The 19,984-nt window shown below is 50.7% G+C and carries 20 protein-coding genes; 6 read left to right on the top strand and 14 right to left on the bottom strand.

Annotation, left to right across the window (positions count from 1 at the left end; genetic code table 11):
* The first annotated feature begins 140 nt into the window (after positions 1 to 140).
* A complete protein-coding gene (gene nhaB / locus G441_RS0104590) occupies positions 141 to 1,721 on the top strand; it encodes a sodium/proton antiporter NhaB (protein WP_026375267.1) in 1,581 nt (526 codons plus the stop codon).
* Between the two features lie 45 nt (positions 1,722 to 1,766).
* Positions 1,767 to 2,291, top strand: a complete 525-nt coding sequence (gene dsbB, locus G441_RS0104585; protein ID WP_051275332.1) for a disulfide bond formation protein DsbB — start codon at positions 1,767 to 1,769, stop codon at positions 2,289 to 2,291.
* 37 nt (positions 2,292 to 2,328) lie between these two features.
* On the opposite strand, the gene hutH is transcribed toward dsbB, so the two are convergent.
* From hutH to hutC, 3 genes are read right to left on the bottom strand one after another with little or no spacing between them, the layout of a single operon-like run.
* The gene (hutH, locus tag G441_RS0104580; protein ID WP_034474555.1) at positions 2,329 to 3,849 is read right to left on the bottom strand and encodes a histidine ammonia-lyase; all 1,521 of its coding nucleotides are present in this window, start codon (positions 3,847 to 3,849) and stop codon (positions 2,329 to 2,331) included.
* Between the two features lie 11 nt (positions 3,850 to 3,860).
* Positions 3,861 to 5,528 carry a urocanate hydratase gene (gene hutU / locus G441_RS0104575; RefSeq protein WP_026375264.1) on the bottom strand — a complete coding sequence of 556 codons (1,668 nt, stop codon included), beginning with the start codon at positions 5,526 to 5,528 and terminating at the stop codon, positions 3,861 to 3,863.
* 11 nt (positions 5,529 to 5,539) lie between these two features.
* Positions 5,540 to 6,238, bottom strand: a complete 699-nt coding sequence (gene hutC / locus G441_RS0104570) for a histidine utilization repressor (protein WP_026375263.1) — start codon at positions 6,236 to 6,238, stop codon at positions 5,540 to 5,542.
* Positions 6,239 to 6,344: 106 nt separating this feature from the next.
* On the opposite strand from hutC, the gene hutI reads away from it, so the two are divergent.
* Genes hutI through G441_RS0104550 form a run of 4 tightly spaced genes read left to right on the top strand, consistent with a single transcriptional unit; the run spans position 6,345 to position 9,658 of the window.
* Entirely contained in the window at positions 6,345 to 7,541 is a 1,197-nt protein-coding gene (gene hutI, locus G441_RS0104565; protein ID WP_026375262.1) for an imidazolonepropionase, read from the top strand.
* The gene (hutG, locus tag G441_RS0104560) at positions 7,532 to 8,476 is read left to right on the top strand and encodes a formimidoylglutamase (protein ID WP_026375261.1); all 945 of its coding nucleotides are present in this window, start codon (positions 7,532 to 7,534) and stop codon (positions 8,474 to 8,476) included. Before hutI ends, hutG begins: the two co-directional genes overlap by 10 nt.
* 48 nt (positions 8,477 to 8,524) lie before the next feature.
* A complete protein-coding gene (locus tag G441_RS0104555) occupies positions 8,525 to 8,905 on the top strand; it encodes a hypothetical protein (protein ID WP_026375260.1) in 381 nt (126 codons plus the stop codon).
* On the top strand, positions 8,906 to 9,658 hold the full coding sequence (locus G441_RS0104550) for a substrate-binding periplasmic protein (RefSeq protein WP_026375259.1): 753 nt from the start codon (positions 8,906 to 8,908) through the stop codon (positions 9,656 to 9,658).
* Here the strand turns inward: G441_RS0104550 and G441_RS0104545 are convergent, their stop codons facing one another.
* From G441_RS0104545 to G441_RS0104495, 11 genes are all read right to left on the bottom strand, one after another.
* Positions 9,659 to 10,156 (bottom strand): YcgN family cysteine cluster protein, encoded by a 498-nt coding sequence (locus G441_RS0104545; RefSeq protein WP_026375258.1) that lies wholly within the window; start codon positions 10,154 to 10,156, stop codon positions 9,659 to 9,661.
* The gene (locus G441_RS0104540; protein WP_026375257.1) at positions 10,153 to 10,845 is read right to left on the bottom strand and encodes a fumarylacetoacetate hydrolase family protein; all 693 of its coding nucleotides are present in this window, start codon (positions 10,843 to 10,845) and stop codon (positions 10,153 to 10,155) included. Before G441_RS0104540 ends, G441_RS0104545 begins: the two co-directional genes overlap by 4 nt.
* A complete protein-coding gene (locus G441_RS0104535) occupies positions 10,845 to 11,822 on the bottom strand; it encodes a lytic murein transglycosylase (RefSeq protein WP_026375256.1) in 978 nt (325 codons plus the stop codon). Before G441_RS0104535 ends, G441_RS0104540 begins: the two co-directional genes overlap by 1 nt.
* Positions 11,823 to 11,824: 2 nt before the next feature.
* Positions 11,825 to 12,106 (bottom strand): YcgL domain-containing protein, encoded by a 282-nt coding sequence (locus tag G441_RS0104530; protein WP_026375255.1) that lies wholly within the window; start codon positions 12,104 to 12,106, stop codon positions 11,825 to 11,827.
* Positions 12,107 to 12,114: 8 nt separating this feature from the next.
* A complete protein-coding gene (rnd, locus tag G441_RS0104525) occupies positions 12,115 to 13,260 on the bottom strand; it encodes a ribonuclease D (protein WP_026375254.1) in 1,146 nt (381 codons plus the stop codon).
* A gap of 57 nt (positions 13,261 to 13,317) precedes the next feature.
* On the bottom strand, positions 13,318 to 14,970 hold the full coding sequence (gene fadD, locus G441_RS0104520) for a long-chain-fatty-acid--CoA ligase FadD (RefSeq protein ID WP_026375253.1): 1,653 nt from the start codon (positions 14,968 to 14,970) through the stop codon (positions 13,318 to 13,320).
* Positions 14,971 to 15,122: 152 nt separating this feature from the next.
* Positions 15,123 to 15,977 carry an alpha/beta fold hydrolase gene (locus G441_RS0104515; RefSeq protein ID WP_026375252.1) on the bottom strand — a complete coding sequence of 285 codons (855 nt, stop codon included), beginning with the start codon at positions 15,975 to 15,977 and terminating at the stop codon, positions 15,123 to 15,125.
* A gap of 79 nt (positions 15,978 to 16,056) precedes the next feature.
* On the bottom strand, positions 16,057 to 16,722 hold the full coding sequence (locus G441_RS17865; protein WP_051275331.1) for a Slp family lipoprotein: 666 nt from the start codon (positions 16,720 to 16,722) through the stop codon (positions 16,057 to 16,059).
* A gap of 103 nt (positions 16,723 to 16,825) precedes the next feature.
* The gene (locus tag G441_RS0104505) at positions 16,826 to 17,146 is read right to left on the bottom strand and encodes a hypothetical protein (RefSeq protein ID WP_156896272.1); all 321 of its coding nucleotides are present in this window, start codon (positions 17,144 to 17,146) and stop codon (positions 16,826 to 16,828) included.
* A gap of 93 nt (positions 17,147 to 17,239) precedes the next feature.
* Positions 17,240 to 17,920 carry a tRNA (adenosine(37)-N6)-threonylcarbamoyltransferase complex dimerization subunit type 1 TsaB gene (gene tsaB / locus G441_RS0104500; protein WP_026375250.1) on the bottom strand — a complete coding sequence of 227 codons (681 nt, stop codon included), beginning with the start codon at positions 17,918 to 17,920 and terminating at the stop codon, positions 17,240 to 17,242.
* The gene (locus tag G441_RS0104495; protein ID WP_026375249.1) at positions 17,901 to 19,841 is read right to left on the bottom strand and encodes a DNA repair helicase YoaA; all 1,941 of its coding nucleotides are present in this window, start codon (positions 19,839 to 19,841) and stop codon (positions 17,901 to 17,903) included. The genes tsaB and G441_RS0104495 overlap by 20 nt, the downstream gene beginning before the upstream one ends.
* Positions 19,842 to 19,984: the final 143 nt, after the last annotated feature.

Here is a 19,984-nt window from a genome sequence, read left to right as displayed (position 1 = left end):
CATACTGAAACACGTATGAAAATGGACGATGCTGATGGTTAATTCGGCAATTTCCGGAATAACGGCAGTTTTGCCTTGCATTTGGCGGCGGCAGCTCTTACAACATCCCCTAACGCCCTGTGTTTAATTCGGACATATCCATGCAAGCCTCGCTCGTCAGCTCTATCTATAAAAACTTTCTGGGCCATGCACCCGACTGGTACAAACAGACCATCATCACGTTTATGGTCATCAACCCACTGATTTTTATGGTCAGTCCGTTTGCTGCCGGCTGGCTGTTAGTGGCTGAATTCATCTTTACTCTGGCCATGGCGCTGAAATGCTACCCGTTGCAACCGGGCGGTTTGTTGCTTATTCAGGCACTGTTTATTGGCATGACCTCGCCCGAACACATGATGCACGAAATCGAAACCAACATTGAAGTATTACTGCTGTTAGTGTTTATGGTCGCCGGTATTTATTTTATGAAAGACCTGTTGCTGTTTTTGTTCACCAAACTGGTCATAAAGGTGAAGAACAAAACCGTGTTGTCACTGTGCTTTATGGCGGCATCGGCAGTGTTGTCAGCGTTTTTGGATGCGTTAACCGTTGTCGCCGTCATCATTGCGGTGGGATTGGGTTTCTACACCATTTATCATCGCGTTGCCTCAGGCAGGGAATTTCAAAGCGAACATGACCATACCGCCGATGATGAGATAAGCGCACCGAATCATGGCGACCTCGATAAGTTTCGCGCATTTTTGCGCAACCTGATGATGCACTCGGCTATCGGCACGGCCCTTGGCGGGGTAATGACGATGGTGGGTGAGCCGCAAAACCTTATCATTGCCGATAAGGCCGCCTGGGGATTCGGCGAGTTCTTTCTACGTATGTCACCAGTGACATTACCGGTGTTTATATGCGGCCTGTTAACGGCACTGACACTGGAAAAAACCGGCTGGTTTGGCTATGGCGCGCAGATGCCTAAATCTGTCCGCTCAATCCTTATCGACTACGATTCCCATATGGACGCTGAACGCACGCCACGTGACAATGCCCGCTTGACTTTACAGGCGTTGATTGGCGTCTGGTTAGTCGTGGGACTCGCGTTTCACCTCGCGGCGGTTGGTCTGATTGGGCTGTCGGTCATCGTTTTGGCTACGTCTGCCAGCGGCGTGATTGAAGAGCACGCCTTGGGTAAAGCGTTTGAAGAAGCCCTGCCCTTTACTGCCTTGCTGTGTGTCTTTTTCGGCGTAGTCGCAGTCATTATCGACCAGGGACTGTTTCAGCCGGTGATAGATTGGGTGCTGACCTATGAAGGCAAGACGCAGCTGGTCATGTTCTATCTTGCCAACGGTGTTTTATCTATGGTCAGTGACAATGTTTTTGTGGGCTCCGTTTACATTACTGAAGTGACGACCGCGCTGCAAAAAGGCGCCATCACACGGGATCAGTTCGACATGCTGGCAGTGGCCATCAATACCGGCACCAATCTGCCCAGCGTTGCGACTCCTAATGGGCAGGCCGCGTTTCTGTTTCTGCTCACCTCGGCCATTGCGCCTTTGCTTAGACTGTCATACGGTAGAATGGTCTATATGGCGTTACCTTACACCTTTGTGTTAACCATCGTTGGATTGGTCACCACGTACTTTGTGCTGTTCGATGCAACGGAAATGCTCTACAACCTGCATCTGATAAACCATCACTTGGAAATGCCAGGCGCGGTTGAAGGGAGCCACTGACGCTAACGTGAATCAGATAAACCAACAATAACAATAGCGAGAACAATGAAAGTGTTTACATCTATCGGCCAATGGCCAGAACAAAGCTGGTCCTGGCTGCTGCTTTTCTTATCCTCTCTGGCGCTGGTCCTGACCGCGCTGTACTTCCAGTACAGTATGGGACTTGAGCCTTGCATTATGTGTATTTACCAGCGAGTGGCAACGATAGCCATTGGTGTGGCGGCACTGCTGCCTTTATTCAGCAACAATACCATCACGCGGTTGTTGGCGTTTATCGGCTGGGGTGTAAGTGCCATATGGGGCTTTTTTATTGCCCGCGAGCACGTCGATATGCTGGGTGCGAGTAATCCGTTTTTCGTGACCTGCGACATCGTACCGAATTTTCCTGACTGGCTACTACTGCACGAATGGCTACCGTCAATGTTTGCTGCTACCGGCGACTGCGGCGAGATAGACTGGGTGTTTGCGGGGCTTGCTATGCCTGAGTGGATGGTGGTGGTGTTTGCCATATACTCAGTATTGTTCATCAGCGTGCTAGGGGCACGTTTACTGTCGGCCAAAAAACTCTAACCAAAACGCAGGCGGCAGCAGCCGCCTGCAATCTGTGTTACATCAGTTGCAAATCAGCAACCTTGCTCAATCCATGGTTTTCTATCAGTGCTTTGGCGGCCTCGATATCCGGCGCAAAATAGCGATCCTTGTCATAGAAAGGTACATGTTGACGTAGCAACCCATGCACATTTTGCAGTGCCTGACTGGTGGCCAATGGCGCTCTAAAGTCTATCCCCTGCGCCGCTGCCAGCCACTCGATGGCCAGAATGCCCGCAACATTATCAAAAATATCGCGCAGACGACGGCCAGCAAAGGTCGCCATCGATACATGATCTTCCTGATTAGCCGATGTTGGCAACGAATCAATTGAAGCTGGATGCGCCAGGGTTTTATTCTCACTGGCCAGTGCCGCACAGGTCACCTGAGCAATCATAAAACCGGAGTTAACCCCGCCATTTTCAACCAGAAACGGCGGCAGTCCACTCAGGTTGCTGTCAATCAATAGTGCCATTCTACGCTCTGACAGGCTGCCAATCTCGGACAGTGCAATCGCCAACATGTCGGCTGTCATGGCGACACTCTCTGCATGAAAATTGCCTCCCGACAGAATGTCACCACTATCGGCAAATACCAGTGGATTGTCGGTCACACCGTTGGCCTCGGTAATAAGAGTCTGTTTGGCAAAACGCAGTTGCTGCAGGCTGGCGCCCATCACCTGAGGCTGACATCTCAGCGAATAGGGATCCTGCACTTTTTCACAGCTACTGTGCGACGCTTCAATCTCAGAGCTGTCCAGCAACGTTCTGAATGCCGCAGCCACATCAGATTGACTCTGATGACCGCGCACTTCATGAATACGAGCGTCAAATGGCGCACGAGAACCCAATGCTGCATCCACAGACAGCGCCCCTATCGCGATGCCACTGCAAAGCGCATTCTCGGCATAAATTAATCCCTGCAGTGCAAACGCTGTCGATGCCTGGGTGCCGTTAAGCAACGCCAACCCTTCTTTCGGTGCCAGTGAAAGCGGTGTCAGTCCGGCCTTTTGCAGCCCTTCACTGGCCGCGCAGCGCATACCATCAATCAAAACTTCGCCTTCACCGAGCAGCACTGCACTCATGTGCGCCAGCGGCGCAAGATCGCCAGATGCACCAACTGAACCCTTCTCTGGCACGGCAGGATACACTTCAGCGTTGTATAGCGCGATCAGTGCATTAATCACCTCCAACCTGACACCGGAGTAACCTCGTGCCAACGAGTTGATTTTAAGCAGCATCATCAGCCGCACCGTTGAAGGCTGCATAAAGTCACCGATCCCGGCGGCGTGGGAGAGCACGATACTGCGCTGCAGTAACTCAAGATCATCGGCCGCAATGCGCGTATTGGCTAAAAGACCAAAGCCCGTGTTGATGCCATACACGGTTTTGCCCTGACGGATAACATCATCGACAGTTTGCTGTGCAGCGTTAATCGCGGGTATTGCTGCAGGATCAAGTGCGATAGGCTGATGAATCAGATGGGCAGACTGGATGTCCTCATAGCTAAGCTGACCCGGTTTCAGTGCAAATTCAGTCATACTCAGCCCCATTATTTGTTCAGCATCGGCAGATCAAGATTGTGCTTAACAGCACACTCCTTGGCGATATCATAACCTGCGTCGGCATGACGCATCACGCCGGTAGCAGGGTCGTTGTGCAGCACTCTGGCAATACGCTTATCGGCTTCTTCACTGCCGTCGCAAACGATCACGACACCGGAGTGCTGACTAAAGCCCATGCCCACGCCACCACCGTGATGCAAGCTCACCCAGGTGGCACCACCGGCCGTATTTAGCAGTGCATTAAGTAATGGCCAGTCAGATACGGCATCTGAACCATCCATCATGCTTTCGGTTTCACGGTTGGGAGAGGCAACAGAGCCTGAATCCAGATGATCACGGCCAATGACTACCGGTGCAGAAAGCTCACCATTTCGTACCATTTCATTAAAGGCCAGCCCAAGCTTCTGCCTTTCACCCAGGCCAACCCAGCAAATACGGGCCGGTAATCCCTGAAATTGAATACGTTCACGGGCCATGTCCAGCCAGTTGTGCAAATGCGGATTATCGGGAATAAGCGCTTTTACCTTGGCATCCGTTTTATAAATATCTTCAGGATCACCCGACAAGGCTGCCCAGCGGAACGGACCTATACCCTGACAGAACAATGGACGAATATAAGCCGGCACAAATCCAGGAAAATCAAACGCATTTTTTACGCCCTCTTCCAAGGCCATTTGCCTGATGTTGTTGCCATAATCGAGCACCGCGGCACCCGCGGATTGAAAACCAAGCATGGCGTCAACCTGCACCGCCATGGATTGCTTGGCGGCTTTAACCACCTCGGTAGGCGCTGATTCACGTTTTTCCTTTGCCTGCTGCATGGTCCAATGCTGCGGCAGATAGCCGTTTAGCGGATCGTGGGCACTCGTCTGGTCAGTCACAACATCGGGGATAATGTTGTCTTTCAATAACTGAGGGAACACATCGGCGGCATTCGCCAACAGTCCGACTGAGATTGCTTTACCCTGTTCAGTCGCCTGATTAATTAACGCCATAGCTTCTGCCAGTGAGGTAGCTTTGTGATCCACATAGCCTGTTTTCAGACGAAAATCGATACGGCTCTCGTCAACCTCAACCGCCAGCATCGAAAAGCCGGCCATGGTGGCCGCCAAAGGCTGTGCCCCGCCCATGCCACCGAGACCACCGGTTAAAATCCAGCGCCCTGTCGCATCGCCATTAAAGTGCGTTTTTGCGACACTGACAAAGGTCTCATAGGTGCCCTGAACGATGCCCTGTGAACCAATATAAATCCACGAGCCAGCGGTCATCTGGCCATACATCATCAGGCCCTTTTTATCCAATTCGTTAAAATGCTCCCAATTCGCCCAGTGTGGTACCAGATTTGAATTAGCAATTAACACGCGTGGAGCATTCTCATGGGTGGGAAATACGCCGACAGGCTTGCCACTTTGCACCAATAATGTCTCGTCATTATTGAGCCGTTTCAGAGTCTCCACTATCGCGTCATAACAGTCCCAGTCCCGCGCTGCGCGGCCAATGCCGCCATATACCACCAGATCCTGCGGATGCTCAGCCACTTCAGGGTCAAGGTTATTCATCAACATACGAAGCGGGGCTTCAGTCTGCCAGCTTTTGGCATTCAGCTCAGTGCCGCGCGGCGCGCGGATCACGCGTGTCGGGTCGTGACGATGCATAGTTTCTCCAGTTAAAAGTCCAGGTGTCCGCCGAGACGATAGCGATGACCAGGGTGATAAAGCTGCGCATAACTGACCACGCCCTGTGCCGAAAACGTACGCCTGCTTATTTTTAAACAGGGTTGGGACACCGCAATGTCGAGTTTCTGCGCAACGTCCATAGCCGGTAACATCGCTTCAATCACATGGTCCGCCTCAGTGAGCGGCGCCACCTTGTTAAGATATTGATTGGGGGTAATGGTTAAAAAGTTTTGCTGCAGGTAAGCCGGCGCAAGCAGCGGATTGACGAAGCGGTCCTCAAATTGTATCGCCTTGCCATTCTCAAAATGCACAATCTGGCTGTGATATAGGCTATCGCCCTCAGTCACACTCATCCAGATTGACATCTGATGACAAGCCTTGACTTCAGCGAGCTGTATAACCTGACAGCTGTGTTGATGGCCACGCTGCGTTATTTCGTCGTGAATGCTACGAATGGTCAGCATTGAACTCATCGGCCGGTCATCAGAAACAAAGGTTCCAATGCCTTGCGACCGCATCAGGATCCCTTCGTCTACCAATTCTGTCAGCGCCCGGCGCGCGGTCATGCGGCTCACACCAAACTCTTCAGTGAGCTGATTTTCAGATGGCACACGATCTCCTGGACGCATGTCGCCAGCTTCTATCTGTTCGAGGATAGCGAGTTTGATCTGTGAATAGCGAGCCAACATGACATAACAGTGCCGATGATTATTGGCCGATACTCTACTTCAAACAACTTGTATATACAAGTACATACAAGTAAACTTTACCCATTACCTATGATGAGGTCAGTGAATGTCTAAAGTTGATATGCTTATCAGCAATGTGAACATTGCCAGCATGGACGATAACGGAGCGCCGTACGGTCAAATACTTAATACCTGTGTGGCGGTGTCAGAAGGCAAAATTGTCAGTGTTGGCGAGCACACACAAGCACGCCATCATGTTGATGCACAGTCCGGGTGGCTGACCCCAGGGCTGGTTGACTGTCACACTCACCTGCTTTTTGCTGGCGATCGCGCCGAGGAGTTTGAGCAACGTTTGCAGGGGGTGAGCTATGCAGATATTGCCAAGCGCGGTGGCGGCATTGCATCTACCGTGAATGCAACTCGTCATGCATCGGCAGATGCATTATTTGAGTCGGGCAAGCAGCGCCTGCAGACGCTATTAAATGAAGGCGTGACGACTGTTGAAATCAAATCAGGCTATGGTCTGGATCTTGACACTGAGCAGCGTCTATTGCGTGTCGCGACCGAGCTTAATAAAGCGATGCCACAGTGTCTGTCACGGACCTATCTGGGTGCCCATGCTCTACCACCGGAATTCAGTAGTGCTGATGACTACATAGACTTTGTCACTGATAAGGTATTGCCCGAATTACATGATAATGGTCTTGTCGATGCGGTGGACGTGTTTTGTGAAGGCATTGGGTTTTCGCCTGCACAGTGTGAGAAGGTTTATCAGGCGGCACACAAGTTGGGCTTACCTATCAAAGCGCATGTTGAACAGCTCAGCGATCTGAAAGGAGCGAAACTGGCCAGTCACTATCAGGCTTTGTCAGTGGATCATATTGAATATCTGCAACCTGAGGATATACCCAGCATCAAACAGGCTGGCACCGTCGCCGTATTGCTGCCCGGCGCGTTCTACTTTTTACGGGAAACACAGTTGCCCCCCATAGAGGCTTTGCGTCAACATTCAGTCCCCATGGCCATTGCCAGCGATTTTAACCCCGGCAGCTCGCCAATTTGCTCACTGCTGACCATTATGAACATGGCCTGCGTGTTGTTCCGTCTGACGCCGGAAGAGGTGCTCAAAGGCGTCACAAGACACGCAGCCCAGGCACTCGGCATGCCGAATAAGGGCATCATTGCGCCAGGTAAGGATGCGGATATGGTATTGTGGGACATGACACACCCGGCGCAGCTTGTCGCCAGTATGGGTCAGATCAGGCCACAGCACGTTTGGATTGGAGGACAGCCATGTCGTTAGTCAGAACCTTTCCCTGGCAGGGGCGCACCGACAGTGAAGATGGAACATCAGGCACCCGCTGGCATCAACACATCACCCGCGCTGATAGCGATAAAGCACAAGCCACCTTGCTTGGTTTTGCCTGCGATTTGGGCGTCGCTAACAACAAGGGACGCACCGGTGCGAAACAGGGTCCAAATGCGATCCGTCAGGCCCTGTGTAATCTCGCCTGGCACACGGATACAACGCTAACTGATAGTGGTGATATTGTCGCTCAGTATGACCTCGCGCAGGCCCAGCAGGGCTTTGCACAGGCTGTCAGTGAGCAGCTTGCCCAACAGCGCTTTGTTATCGGTCTTGGTGGCGGCCATGAAATTGCATGGGCCAGTTATCAGGGTATCGAAAAAATTGATAAAGGCCGCATCGGTATTATTAATATCGACGCTCACTTTGATCTCAGGACCCCCGCCCCGAATACCAGCTCTGGCACGCCTTTTTATCAGATAGCCCAACACTGCGAGGCTGAGCGACAATCGTTTCATTACACCTGTCTGGGCATCGCCAAAACCGCCAATACGCAGGCATTATTTGCGCGCGCAGAGCAAACGGGCACCCGCTACGTGCTGGACACAGAGTGTACTTTTTCTCGCATGTCAGAAACGGTCTTGGCGATGCTTGACGAGGTCGATACCCTGTATCTGACCATTTGTCTGGATGCATTTAATGCTGCGGTGGCGCCCGGTGTCAGCGCACCATCAGCCCTGGGTGTGGATGTCTCGGACATCATTCAGCTTGTCCGCTGGGTGGGAGAGCAGGTCAGGCAACGTGGCATCGCTTGGCCGTTGGCGGATATTGCTGAAATGAATCCAGCGTTTGACCAGGACCAACGAACGGCAAAACTTGCTGCAAGATTGATTTTTGAACTACTGGAAGCGCGATTTTCTGGCGCTACCTGATACTGTTCTGATAGCCTGTAAGCACGTAAATTAACTCTTAGTTTAACTATGCGTTATTGCCTTGTTTTTTTATTCACATTGCTAATAGGTGCCTGTCAAAGCCTGCCCTCTCCCAATGAGACACAAGACGCAGACTATGGCGCCTATCCGAGCAATTATCAGCAGATTGCTGAGCAATACTTACGAGCGACTCTGCGCGATCCTGATACTATCGAGTTCGATGGCTTTGCTGAGCCTAAACGGCGCTGGATCGGCGATAAGGTGACGGGCATCAAGTACGGTTATGTTGTCTGCGTGCAGGTTAACTCAAAGAATCTGTTCGGCAACATGACAGGCTTCAGGTCAGACACCGTGCTGATAAGAGATGGCGAAGTGATCGACTATGTCGAGGACGGTGAACTGCTCAGCGGCATGAAACTATGTGATTAAATGATGACAATGAATAGCCGCTTTGTTTTCTTATTCACGCTGCTGATTGCCTTATTGTCTCCTTTTCCTGGCCAGGCAGATACACCCACCTTGTATTATGACTTGGGTCTTGATTCTGGCTGGGTACCCTATCAGCGTGGCCTGGAGCCTGGTCAACCTGGCGTGTATGCAGAGCTGATGGATGCCCTGCAGCAGCAAAGTGGGATCCAGATACGAGAGGTTCATATGCCGCCGAAAAGAGCGGCATTGGCACTCAATACCGGGTTGGTTGATTTCGATTTTAATGTGCTGGAATGGATGGAGGATGGTACACCAGGCGAAGGTTTCGTGCTCAGTGAGCCACTGTACTCGGTTACTGAATATCTGGTCACCACACCCGAGCATCAGCATAAGTACTCGGAGCACGAGGATTATTATGGTAAACCTATTGGCACCATCGCAGGCTACTTCTATTTTGATGATGCAAAGTTTTCACGGGTCGACTTCTTATCCGAAGAAGCCTTAATTCTGGGCCTCAAGAAACAACGCTTTGAGGCTATCATTCTAGAGCAACACTGCGCTCAGTATTGGGCGTCGCAACACCAGCTGGATATTGCATTTGCAGTGGTGCATACCTCGGGCCCCGTCAGAATGCGACTGCGAGAAGAGCACGCTGATTTGCTGCCAGTGTTAAACAAAGCCATCATCACGTTACGAAAAAATGGCACGATAGAAAAAATCCTGCGCAACTATAATATCGAAGACAGCCTGTAGCTAATCGATGTCGTTGAGCGGCCAGCGCGCAATGTAGTCTTCGAATTCGTCGAGATCAACATCGGTTTCAAATACTGTCTTTCCTCTGACCGACATTCCGGCTTTGTGCATTGCGCTCTTTTTACCGCCGTGCAACAGTGGATGCCAGGAAGGTAACCCCCTACCCTCATGAAGGCGGCGGTATGCGCAACTGGGTGGCATAAAGAAAATGTCTTTGAGGTTTTCTTTGGTCAGTTTGACACAATCAGGCACCAGTTTTGTGCGCTCTTCATATCGTGTGCATGAGCAGGTTTTAGTATTTAGCAAGCTGCACACAATATTGGTGTAGTGCACCTGCTCATGCGCATTAATAACGTCAGTTGACTGCGCCTCATCGGCGTCATCGTCTTCGATAAATTTGTGCAGACAGCATTTACCACAGCCATCACATAACGCTTCCCACTGGCTGTCGGTCATGTCCTCGAGCTTAACGACTTCCCAGAAGGGTTTCTGTGTCATGGCTGCACCCGAGCTTTCACCCGAGCTTTCACCTGAGTCTGCACCTTGAGGTACCCCGTCAGTTCCGCGTCAACCTCATCTTCCGGCAATAGCGGCCCTACTCCTTTCGGCGTACCGGTTAATACCACGTCACCTGGCAATAACGTAAAAATGGACGCTATCTCTTTCACCAAACTGAGCGCGTCCCGCATCATTAACGCAGTATGCCCCTGCTGGCGAACCTGCTTATTTATTGTCAGTAAAAAATGTAAATCGTTAAGGTCAATCGATTCAGTCATTGGCATAAATGGGCTTAATGGACAGCTGTTATCGAAGGCTTTCGCACGCTCCCACGGCTGACCTTTGCTTTTCAGCGAGCTTTGCACGTCGCGCAGAGTCAAATCCAGTCCCAGACCAACGCCCACAATAGCATTTGATACCTGGCTATCCGTCAACGCACAACCAGATAATTCGCTGCCAATCAATAACGCCACTTCCAACTCATTATGACACTCACCTCTATCAGTTGGGATACACAATGGCTGGCGCATGTCGCACAGCGCCGATGCGGGTTTGATAAAAAGCAGCGCCTGTTCTGGAATGTCATTGCCCAACTCTTTGATATGGTCAAGATAATTACGTCCTACGCATACGACTTTACCGGCTGGTGTAGCAGTGGCTTGACCGTCAATCCAGTGATGACAATACATCAGTAACCTCGCTTTATACGGTCGGACAAATACCCGACGGATACGCCAAAGTAGGAGGAGCGGTTCCAACGCATCAAGGTATGAAAGTTGTTGTAAACCAGATAAATACGTCCTTTTTCGCCATCAGGCATGATCAGCGACGCCTTAATATCGACGTCAGGCAGATCTGAACCATCATAACGGCGTACCCCCAAATCCTGCCAGCGCGACAGCGGCTGCATCAGCTCTTTACTCAGGCCCGCATAATTTTGAGCGGCAAGCGCATCAGGCATGCTTACCTGTCTACCCCAGGTAAAGTCGCCTTGCCAACCTTCACTGCTAAGGTAATTGGCGATGGAGGCAAATACGTCGGCCGGGTTGCTCCAGATATCTTTCTTGCCGTCCTGGTCAAAATCTACCGCGTAATTCAGGAAGGATGTTGGGATAAACTGTGTTTGTCCCATTGCACCAGCCCAGCTGCCGGTGAACTGCTCAAAATCAACATGGCCCTGTTCAAGAATAGTCAACGCCGCAAATAACTGCTGTTTGAAAAACGCTTCACGACGCCCGTCGAATGCCAGCGTGACCAATGCGCCGACCACAGGAAAACTACCCTGGATACGCCCAAAATTACTCTCGTTGCCCCACAGCGCGACAATAAAGCGTTTCTGTACACCGTATGTCTTTTCGACTTGAGAAAGCAACGACTCGTATTCCGCGGCTTTTTCTACCGCCTGCTGAACCTTCCAATCTGGCACCCGGGTTGCCAGATAGCGATCAAGGGTTAACTTGGTTTCAGGCTGATTACGATCGGCGGTGACGGCCTTTTTTTTATATGTCAGGTTGGCAAATGCCCGCTCTACAAGCGGTGCTTGAAAGCCCTTCTGCAAGGCTTCCTGTTTCAGGTTGCTGACATATTCCGCAAATTCTGCATCTGTTTGCTGCGCAAATGTGGAGATGCTGACGCACATCAGCAACATGACAACGCGCTTCAACATGATTAATCAGACTCCTTTTTTTGCGCTTCAAGATGCTGTTTGAGCAGGTTTTCTTTGGGTGGAGGAAGCTGCAGGTAGTATCCTTTTTCATCTAATTCAGCGAGCAGCTTATCCCACTCCACCAGCGCCAGTTTACGCGGTTTGTTTAACGGCATTACCATGACAAACTGCGGTTTACCAAAGGTTTGCAGCAGCGCCTCAGGCACATCAGAAAAGTCGTCTTTGTTTTTCAGGTACAAATACGTTTCATCTTTTTTGCTGCTTTTATAGATACCACACAGCATAACCATCCTTAACAGTTAAGTGATTTACCCAAAATATTCTCAAGCCCTGCCTGCAACAGAGTTTTGCGCCAACCGCTGATAAGATCTGGCGATATACCCGACAGACGCGTCTCGTCAAGTTCGAACCAACACCATTTCAGTAACTGATTGATCTGCTTTTTCGATGCCAGCATTTCGACGCTGAGCGACTCACGCTCGGCAACGTCAATACAATACTGCCTAATCGCCTGCATGGTTTTCTTGTACTGATTGATATCATTCAAACGTCTCACCCGCGGCGGATAGTCCTGTTCAGGAGCCTGCCGCGCGCTGGCCACAAACTGCAACAATGTGTCTCCATGTCTGCGCGCTTCATGGGCATTGAGGATTTCCATCGCATACAATGCGCCGCGATGCGCAGGCTTTTTGGTTGCCACTTCCAGCATGGCGGACTCTTTGAGAACAAAATTTAACGCCAGATTGCGTTCTCTGGCCTGCCTGGCACGCCATCCTGCGATGAGCTTGAGCAGCAACAACGACTCGCCCTGCAATCGCCAGTTATTCTTTACGCTCAAATAGGCAAACTCATCCGGCAACTGGGCACGTTTTTTCTCGGCAAGCTGTGCCATTTCCTGAAATACCCATTGGCGACGACCCAATGCATCGATCTGCTCAAGTAATGTCGGCGTCAAGGCGAATAAGTACTCAACGTCATTGGCCGCGTAGTGTAGCTGTTTGTCGGTCAGAGGCCTGGCTAGCCAGTCAGTGCGGGACTCGCCTTTATCCAGGCTGACATCAAGCATAAGCTCAACCAGTCTTGCGTAGCCCAGTGAGGGTCCCATGTTCAAAAGCCCGGCAGCGAACTGCGTATCAAATATTGGAGTCGGCACTACAGACAGTGCATGCAAAAACGTCTCGAGATCTTCTGAACAGCTGTGCAGGACCTTTATCACGTTATTATTGGTCAACAGGTCGCACAGGGGCGTCAAATCATCAATGGCCAGTGGATCAATCAGGCTCAGTGTTTGACCGTCATAAAGTTGCACTAAGCCAAGTGCGGGATAATAGGTGCGCGTGCGCACAAATTCTGTATCAAGCGCCACCATGGCAGACTGTTGGGCCTGCTCACACACCTGAGATAACTGCTGAAATGATGTAACAAGGGTATAGTGCATATGAAAAAAACCGGCAGATGCCGGTTTTCCTTAGGTTAACTAGCGGCGCGAAAGCGATTAATCACGTAATTCTCTGCGCAGTATCTTACCAACATTTGTTTTTGGAAGCTCGTCCCGGAACTCGACTTTTTTCGGGACTTTGTAACCGGTAAGGTGCTGTCGACAATGTTCGATAACCGCTTCTTCCGTCAAGGCTGGATCTTTCTTCACCACAAACAGTTTAACGATTTCGCCAGACACCTCGTGAGGTATACCCACTGCGGCGGCCTCCATTACCCCCTCATGCATTGCCGCCACTTCTTCAATTTCATTAGGAAACACATTGAAACCCGATACCAGGATCATGTCTTTTTTGCGGTCGACAATGTAGAAGTAGCCCTGCTCATCCACTTTGGCAATATCACCGGTGGCGAGCCACCCATCTTTTATTATTTCGTCAGTCGCTTCCGGTCGGTTCAGGTAACCAAGCATGACTTGCGGTCCTTTGACGTACATTTCACCCGGCTCACCAAACGCCACTTCATTGCCATCGTCATCCAAAAGTTTGATGTCGGTAGAGGGCACTGGCATGCCAATAGAACCTTTGTACGCTTCAAGATGCGGAGGATTACAGGTTACCACCGGGGAGCATTCAGTCAGACCGTAGCCTTCCAGTAGCACTGTGCCGGTGACCTGCTGCCACTTTTCGGCCACCGGACGCTGCACTGCCATGCCGCCGCCGAGACCGAATTTGAAGTTACTGAAGTCCAGATCAGCGAATCCGGGGGTGTTTAATAGACCATTAAACAAGGTATTGACGCCGGGCAAAATAGTAAACGGATACTTGCTGAGTTCTTCAACGAAACCAGGCATGTCACGGGGATTGGTAATAAGCAGGTTGGGACAGCCAAACTTAACAAACGTCAGACAGTTACTGGTCAACGCGAAGATATGGTAAAGGGGTAATGCAGTCACTACCATGTCTTTACCAATTTCTACTACGGTGGCGAGCAACGATGACACCTGTTCGAGGTTAGCCACCATATTTCGATGGGTCAGCATGGCACCCTTTGATACGCCTGTGGTACCGCCGGTGTACTGCAAAAACGCAAGATCATCGCTTTTTATATCGGGACGTTGATAGGTCTGTTTTGCACCTTGTTTCAGCGCGTCAGTAAATCGACCGGCATTGGGCAATTGATAATCCGGCACCATCTTCTTGATGTGCTTAACGGCAAAGTTGACGACCCAGCGCTTTGGCACCGGTAGCATGTCGCCAAGTGACGTGAGCAGCACGTTCTCAACGGTAGTCTCTGCCAGCACCTCTTGTAAGGTACAGGCAAAGTTCTCGACAATAACAATGGTCTTAACATTGGCGTCGTTGAGCTGATGTTTGAGTTCTCTGGCGGTATATAGCGGATTGACATTCACCACCACCATGCCGGCACGCAGTATGCCGAACAGTGCCACAGGATACTGCAACAGATTGGGCATCATGACCGCAACGCTGTCACCGCGTTGCAAGCCACTGTTTTGCAGATAAGCCGCGAACTGTTTGGATAATGCGTCCAGCTCATTAAAACTTATCGAATGCCCCATATTAATGAACGCTGTGCCGTCTTTGTATTTACTGACAGACTGTTCGAAAATGTCGACAATTGAGCTGTACTGCTCGGGGTTAATATCAGCTGCGACACGGGGGTCGTAATGTTCAAGCCAGATTTTATCCACGGTGCTTCCCTCGGCTTATTTTTATCATATTGGATGTTACGACGTGCCAGTCGGTGTCCCGCACGCGTCATAACAGGCTAGACCAGTTATCTTGTCCAGTCTAACCAAAGGGTATACAAAGTTAAACGTTAATTTTAACCCTGTACCGCGCTCTACAGTGTCTGATAAAAAGACTGCAACGCGGCCGCCACATCTGCGGGATTATCCAGATGCAGATGGTGACCTCCGGATAACGTCACCACTTTAAGATCGTCAACCAGCTCTCTTCGCGTGTTGACCAACGTGCGCGTTCGCTCGTAGCCGTCCTCCCCCAACATTGCCAGAGTCGGACACTTGATGCCTGCGACAAACGCACGCGCCTGATCGTCAGTCAGGCGCAGCGATGACACACTGCGCAGACGTCTGTCTGTGCGCCACTTTACTGTGCCATCTTCCTCTGTCAGGTTTCGCTGCATTAATAATCTGGCTCCCGCTTCGGTCATGCCACCGGCCTTTAATCTGGCTTTTACTGCGGCATCCAATGATACAGGGTGCCTGACATCCGAATGCATCAGCCTGTGTCTCGACTCAATGGATTCGCGCAGCTGTGCCGTGCTGGTATCGGCGGGTTTGGTCAGCGCACCAAAGGCTTCCATCATCACAAGGCTGGCCACTTTATCTGGATACGTGGCGGCAAATAAACTGGATATGATCCCTCCCATTGAGTGCCCCAGTAGGTGTACTTTTTGCCATCCCTTTGTCTCAATCAACTCGAAGATATCCTGCACGTAGTCCATTTGATGATAGTTCGCACCGGGTGGCCGATGATCTGATAGACCATGCCCGGCCTGATCAATGGCAACCACATAGAGATCGGGCAACCGACCAGACAAATGCTCAATCAATGGCACAAAGCTGGCAGCGTTATCTAGCCAGCCGTGTACTGCTAATATCGGAATATCTTTAGGACTGCCTGACTCAAGCCCGGCAAGGGTGATATGCGGAAGAGAAATGGTGATGTCTTGCAAGGAAGGCTCCTACAAAAAGGCGGCAATATGTTGCCGCCTGCTTACTTTACGTTGCCACAATAACGGCATTGTGATGCCGTCAGCGCTGCTTTTTCAAGCCCTTTTCCGCCGTTTCATGCCGATAGGTATCCTGCTTGCCTGACGATGAAGGTGTTGCCGGACTTCCTGACGATTCATTCGACCCGTTTATGCGGATACTGCCACGATAATAATGTGGCCGACGATATCGTGGCCAGGTATTCCAGCCGTAGTATCCCCACATAGGATCCCAATACGTTCCCCCCCAAATCACGCCGCTGACATCAACATGCTGGGTATCTTTCCAAAGATAATAACCCGTTGCGTTGAGGGTGGGGTAATGGTAGACGTGGTCCCCAACCTGCCCCAATTCAATACCGCTGACAGTGCCGGTAAAGGTCATAGTGCGGCCTTTTTCATATACTACCGGGTCTAAAAAACCGTCCACATAGACTCTGAAACGTCCATGACTATCACCACGGGTCGTAGGTTTGCCGTAGGAAATTAACGGGTAAGATACGATTTCAAGTAAGGTTTGCTCGGCCTGGTTTTTCACGTCAGCGATTACGCCGCCCCAGCGCGCCATCTTGCCTTGCTGCTGTTCAGGTGCCATAGCAACCTGCTGATAGCTCACCAGTTGTACAGATTTCTCGACTTGTATGCTATCCGGTATGGATGCGCACCCTGAAACCAGCGCTGCCAGCAACACAAAAACGACATGCTTCACCGGTAACCTCCTGTCATGCCTCAAAAAAACACATGTATTAATACATTATTGAGCATTACACATGAAAACTGAAGACAAGCTGAACAGTGTTGGAAAAATCACCTCAGGCGTAGACGTCCACGCCGAGCATAGTGCGCACCTGTTCACGCTGTTGCTCAATCGCCAGACTCTGATAGGCGTTCACCGCTTGCTGTCCCTGTCTGCCGGGCTGATCGTATGAGGTTTGTTGACGCTGTCGAAACCGTTCGGCCTGCTCGAATGCTTCAGCACTAGCCTGTCGGGATACTACCTGGGTACGCGGTAGTTCGGTGGTCTCACGCTGCTGTTGCTGCTGTCTGGCCTCGGCCTCACGCTCTGGCTGCCGGTTGACCGGATTGGTCACCAGAGCATTTTGCGACGCAACTAAAGACGATTCGATTTCCATACAACTTACATCATCAACATCGGGTGGCATACCCGATTACAGATTCACAATGAGTCATTAAACTCAAAACTGTAAACAAGAATCGTACCGGAATTATTCGCGGCCTGGCAGCTTTTTCCAGGTCACCGTATCCCTGACATAACTTGGCTCTACCTGCTCTACGTCACAAATATCACCGTTATTCACGGCTTGTTGAACAAGGGCAATCATAAACCTCGCATCTGGGTAAAGAATATCCGTGCCAGTCATGTTTTCGCAAGCCAACTCCTGTGCATAAGATTGCCAGCCTGTCCCCACGCTGTGAAATGCCCTTGTCGGTAAAAGCGATGCCGCCGTTTGCGGACTGAGCACCGCTTCCTGTCCCACAAGAGTAGCCACGCCCTCTGCATTTTTATAATGAGCGAAATACACTTCTCCCATTCGTGCATCAATGGTCACCACAATATCTTGCGCACTGCACTGCTCAATGGCCTGCTGTGCCATAGTGGCCATGGTGGAAATGCCGGCACACTTTAATTCTGCACCGAGTGCCAATCCCTGAAGCATTGCCGTTGCAATACGAACCCCCGTAAAACTTCCCGGCCCACGACCAAAACCTAATACATCCAGATTCTGCAAACTCACATTGGCCTGTTGTAACAAACTGTCGACCATCGGCAGTAAGCGCTGACTGTGCTGCTGAGGACATACTTCAAACAGATTGCTGATATTATCCTTTACTGACAGGGCTGCTGAACATGCCTCAGTGGCCGTATCAATCGCTAACAGGTTCATGTTGTTCCTCATTTAATGCACGTAAAAATGCTAATGATTCAGACAGCGTGCGGGTGCGTTTCATTTCCGGCAGGCTGGCAATGAAGGTTTTTCCGTAGTCTTTTGTTACCAGGCGATTATCGCATATCACCAGTACGCCCTTATCAGTCTCATCTCTGATTAATCTGCCCGCCCCTTGCTTGAGGGTGATCACTGCCTGCGGGATCTGAATATTGGCAAAAGGGTTTAATCCACGTTTGCGGCAGTCTTCAATGCGGGCCTGCAATAAAGGATCGTCCGGTGCGGCAAACGGCAGTTTGTCTATCATTACGCAGACTAAATCGCTGCCCCGCACGTCTACGCCTTCCCAAAATGCGCCGGTACCCAGCAGCACCGCTCGTGGATCGTCCAGATATTGCTGAAGTAAGGCCTGTTTGGTCGTGCTGCCCTGCACTAAAATCGGGTTATCCACCTGCTCAGATAGCTGCGCTGCGACATCTCGTAATGCTGCATGACTGGTAAACAGTAAAAAGCATCGACCGTTGCTGGCATCGACAAGTTGCTTAGCAATGTCTAATAAAGTCGAGCGCATCGCTGGACTGCTGGGCTCTGGCAAAAAGCGTGGCACACATAGCATAGCCTGTTTCGCATAGTCAAAGGGACTGCCCAGGGCCAACGTATGAGCATCGCTCAACCCCATTAATCGCTGGAAATGGTCAAAAGACTCATCGACGACTAGCGTGGCTGATGTGAAAACCCAGCCTCGTTTTGGACTCTCCACAAAACCGCGAAATTTATCCGCAATGCTCAAAGGCGTAAGATGCATTACCAGGTGGCGCTGCGTGGTTTCATACCACAGACTCACACCAGTCTGATAGGTGTCGGTCAGTGTGGTCAGTCGTGAGCGCATCTCGCTGACTCTGTCGAACAGGTTATCCAATTCTTTATCGCGTCCCAGATGCAGTTTTACCACCTCATACAGGCCACTTAAACTCTCGCTGATGCGACTGAGGCAACTGCTCACTTCCTGACGTCGCAAGGCCTGCTGCCAGTTACCTCGCTGCGGCGTATCCGGGAAAAGGATCCGCAAATCAGCACTCAGCATGCGACACTTCTCGGCGGCTTTATCAAGCTGTTGAGCATCCTTAAGCGTAGTGCGATACAGCATCGATATATCCCGACAGGTGTCCTGCAGCTGACGGGTGGATAGTGCTTCACCGAAATATTCACTGGCTATATCCGGGATCTGGTGGGCTTCATCAAAGACAATCAGGTCGGCCTCAGGGATCAATTCGCCAAAGCCGGTGTCTTTCAGTGCCATATCCGCAAAGAATAGATGATGATTCACCACAACGACATCGGCCTCCATGGCTTTGCGCCGCGCCTTGAATAAATAACAATCTTCCAGGTCGGGACAATCTTTACCCAGACAGTTATCTACCGTGGAGGTCACTAACGGAATCACCCGCGCATCTTCAGGCAGGGTTTTCAACTCGCCAATATCACCACTGGTGGTAGTCGATGCCCAAGTTCTTACCTGAGTCAGTTCTGACAGAGTCTGTCCGTCAAGTAAGGTGCTGTTACCCCGATGCTGACGCAACCGATTCAGACACAGATAATTGGCGCGGCCTTTCAATAACGCGGTGCGCTGATTTGAACCTAAGGCTTTTCTGAGCAACGGTAGATCCCGATGAAACAGCTGCTCCTGCAGATTTTTGGTGCCAGTAGAGATGATGGCTTTAGTCTTGAGCTCCAATGCCGGAGCAAGATAAGCGAACGTCTTACCGGTGCCGGTGCCAGCTTCAACAATCAAGGCATGCTTGTTTTCAATGGCCTGTTCGACCTGCTCAGCCATTGACGTTTGTGCCTTTCTGGGCGAAAAGCCGGCGATGTGGTCGGATAACTTTCCTTTTGCACTAAAAAGCGCTGACACCCGGGTCATAATACGATTTAATAATAAAAATTAGCGCGATTATGCCAAAGTTTTGCAAAAAGGTCTTCGCTGAAAAGCATCTAAACGCAACGATGTGATGCCTAATTAACCAGCGAACAGGACACTAAGAGCTTGATTGTTCGGCGTATAAC

This window comes from Aestuariibacter salexigens DSM 15300 (assembly GCF_000429145.1).
GTDB classification, from domain to species: Bacteria; Pseudomonadota; Gammaproteobacteria; order Enterobacterales; family Alteromonadaceae; genus Aestuariibacter; species Aestuariibacter salexigens.
This window is presented reverse-complemented; position numbering and strand designations above follow the sequence as displayed.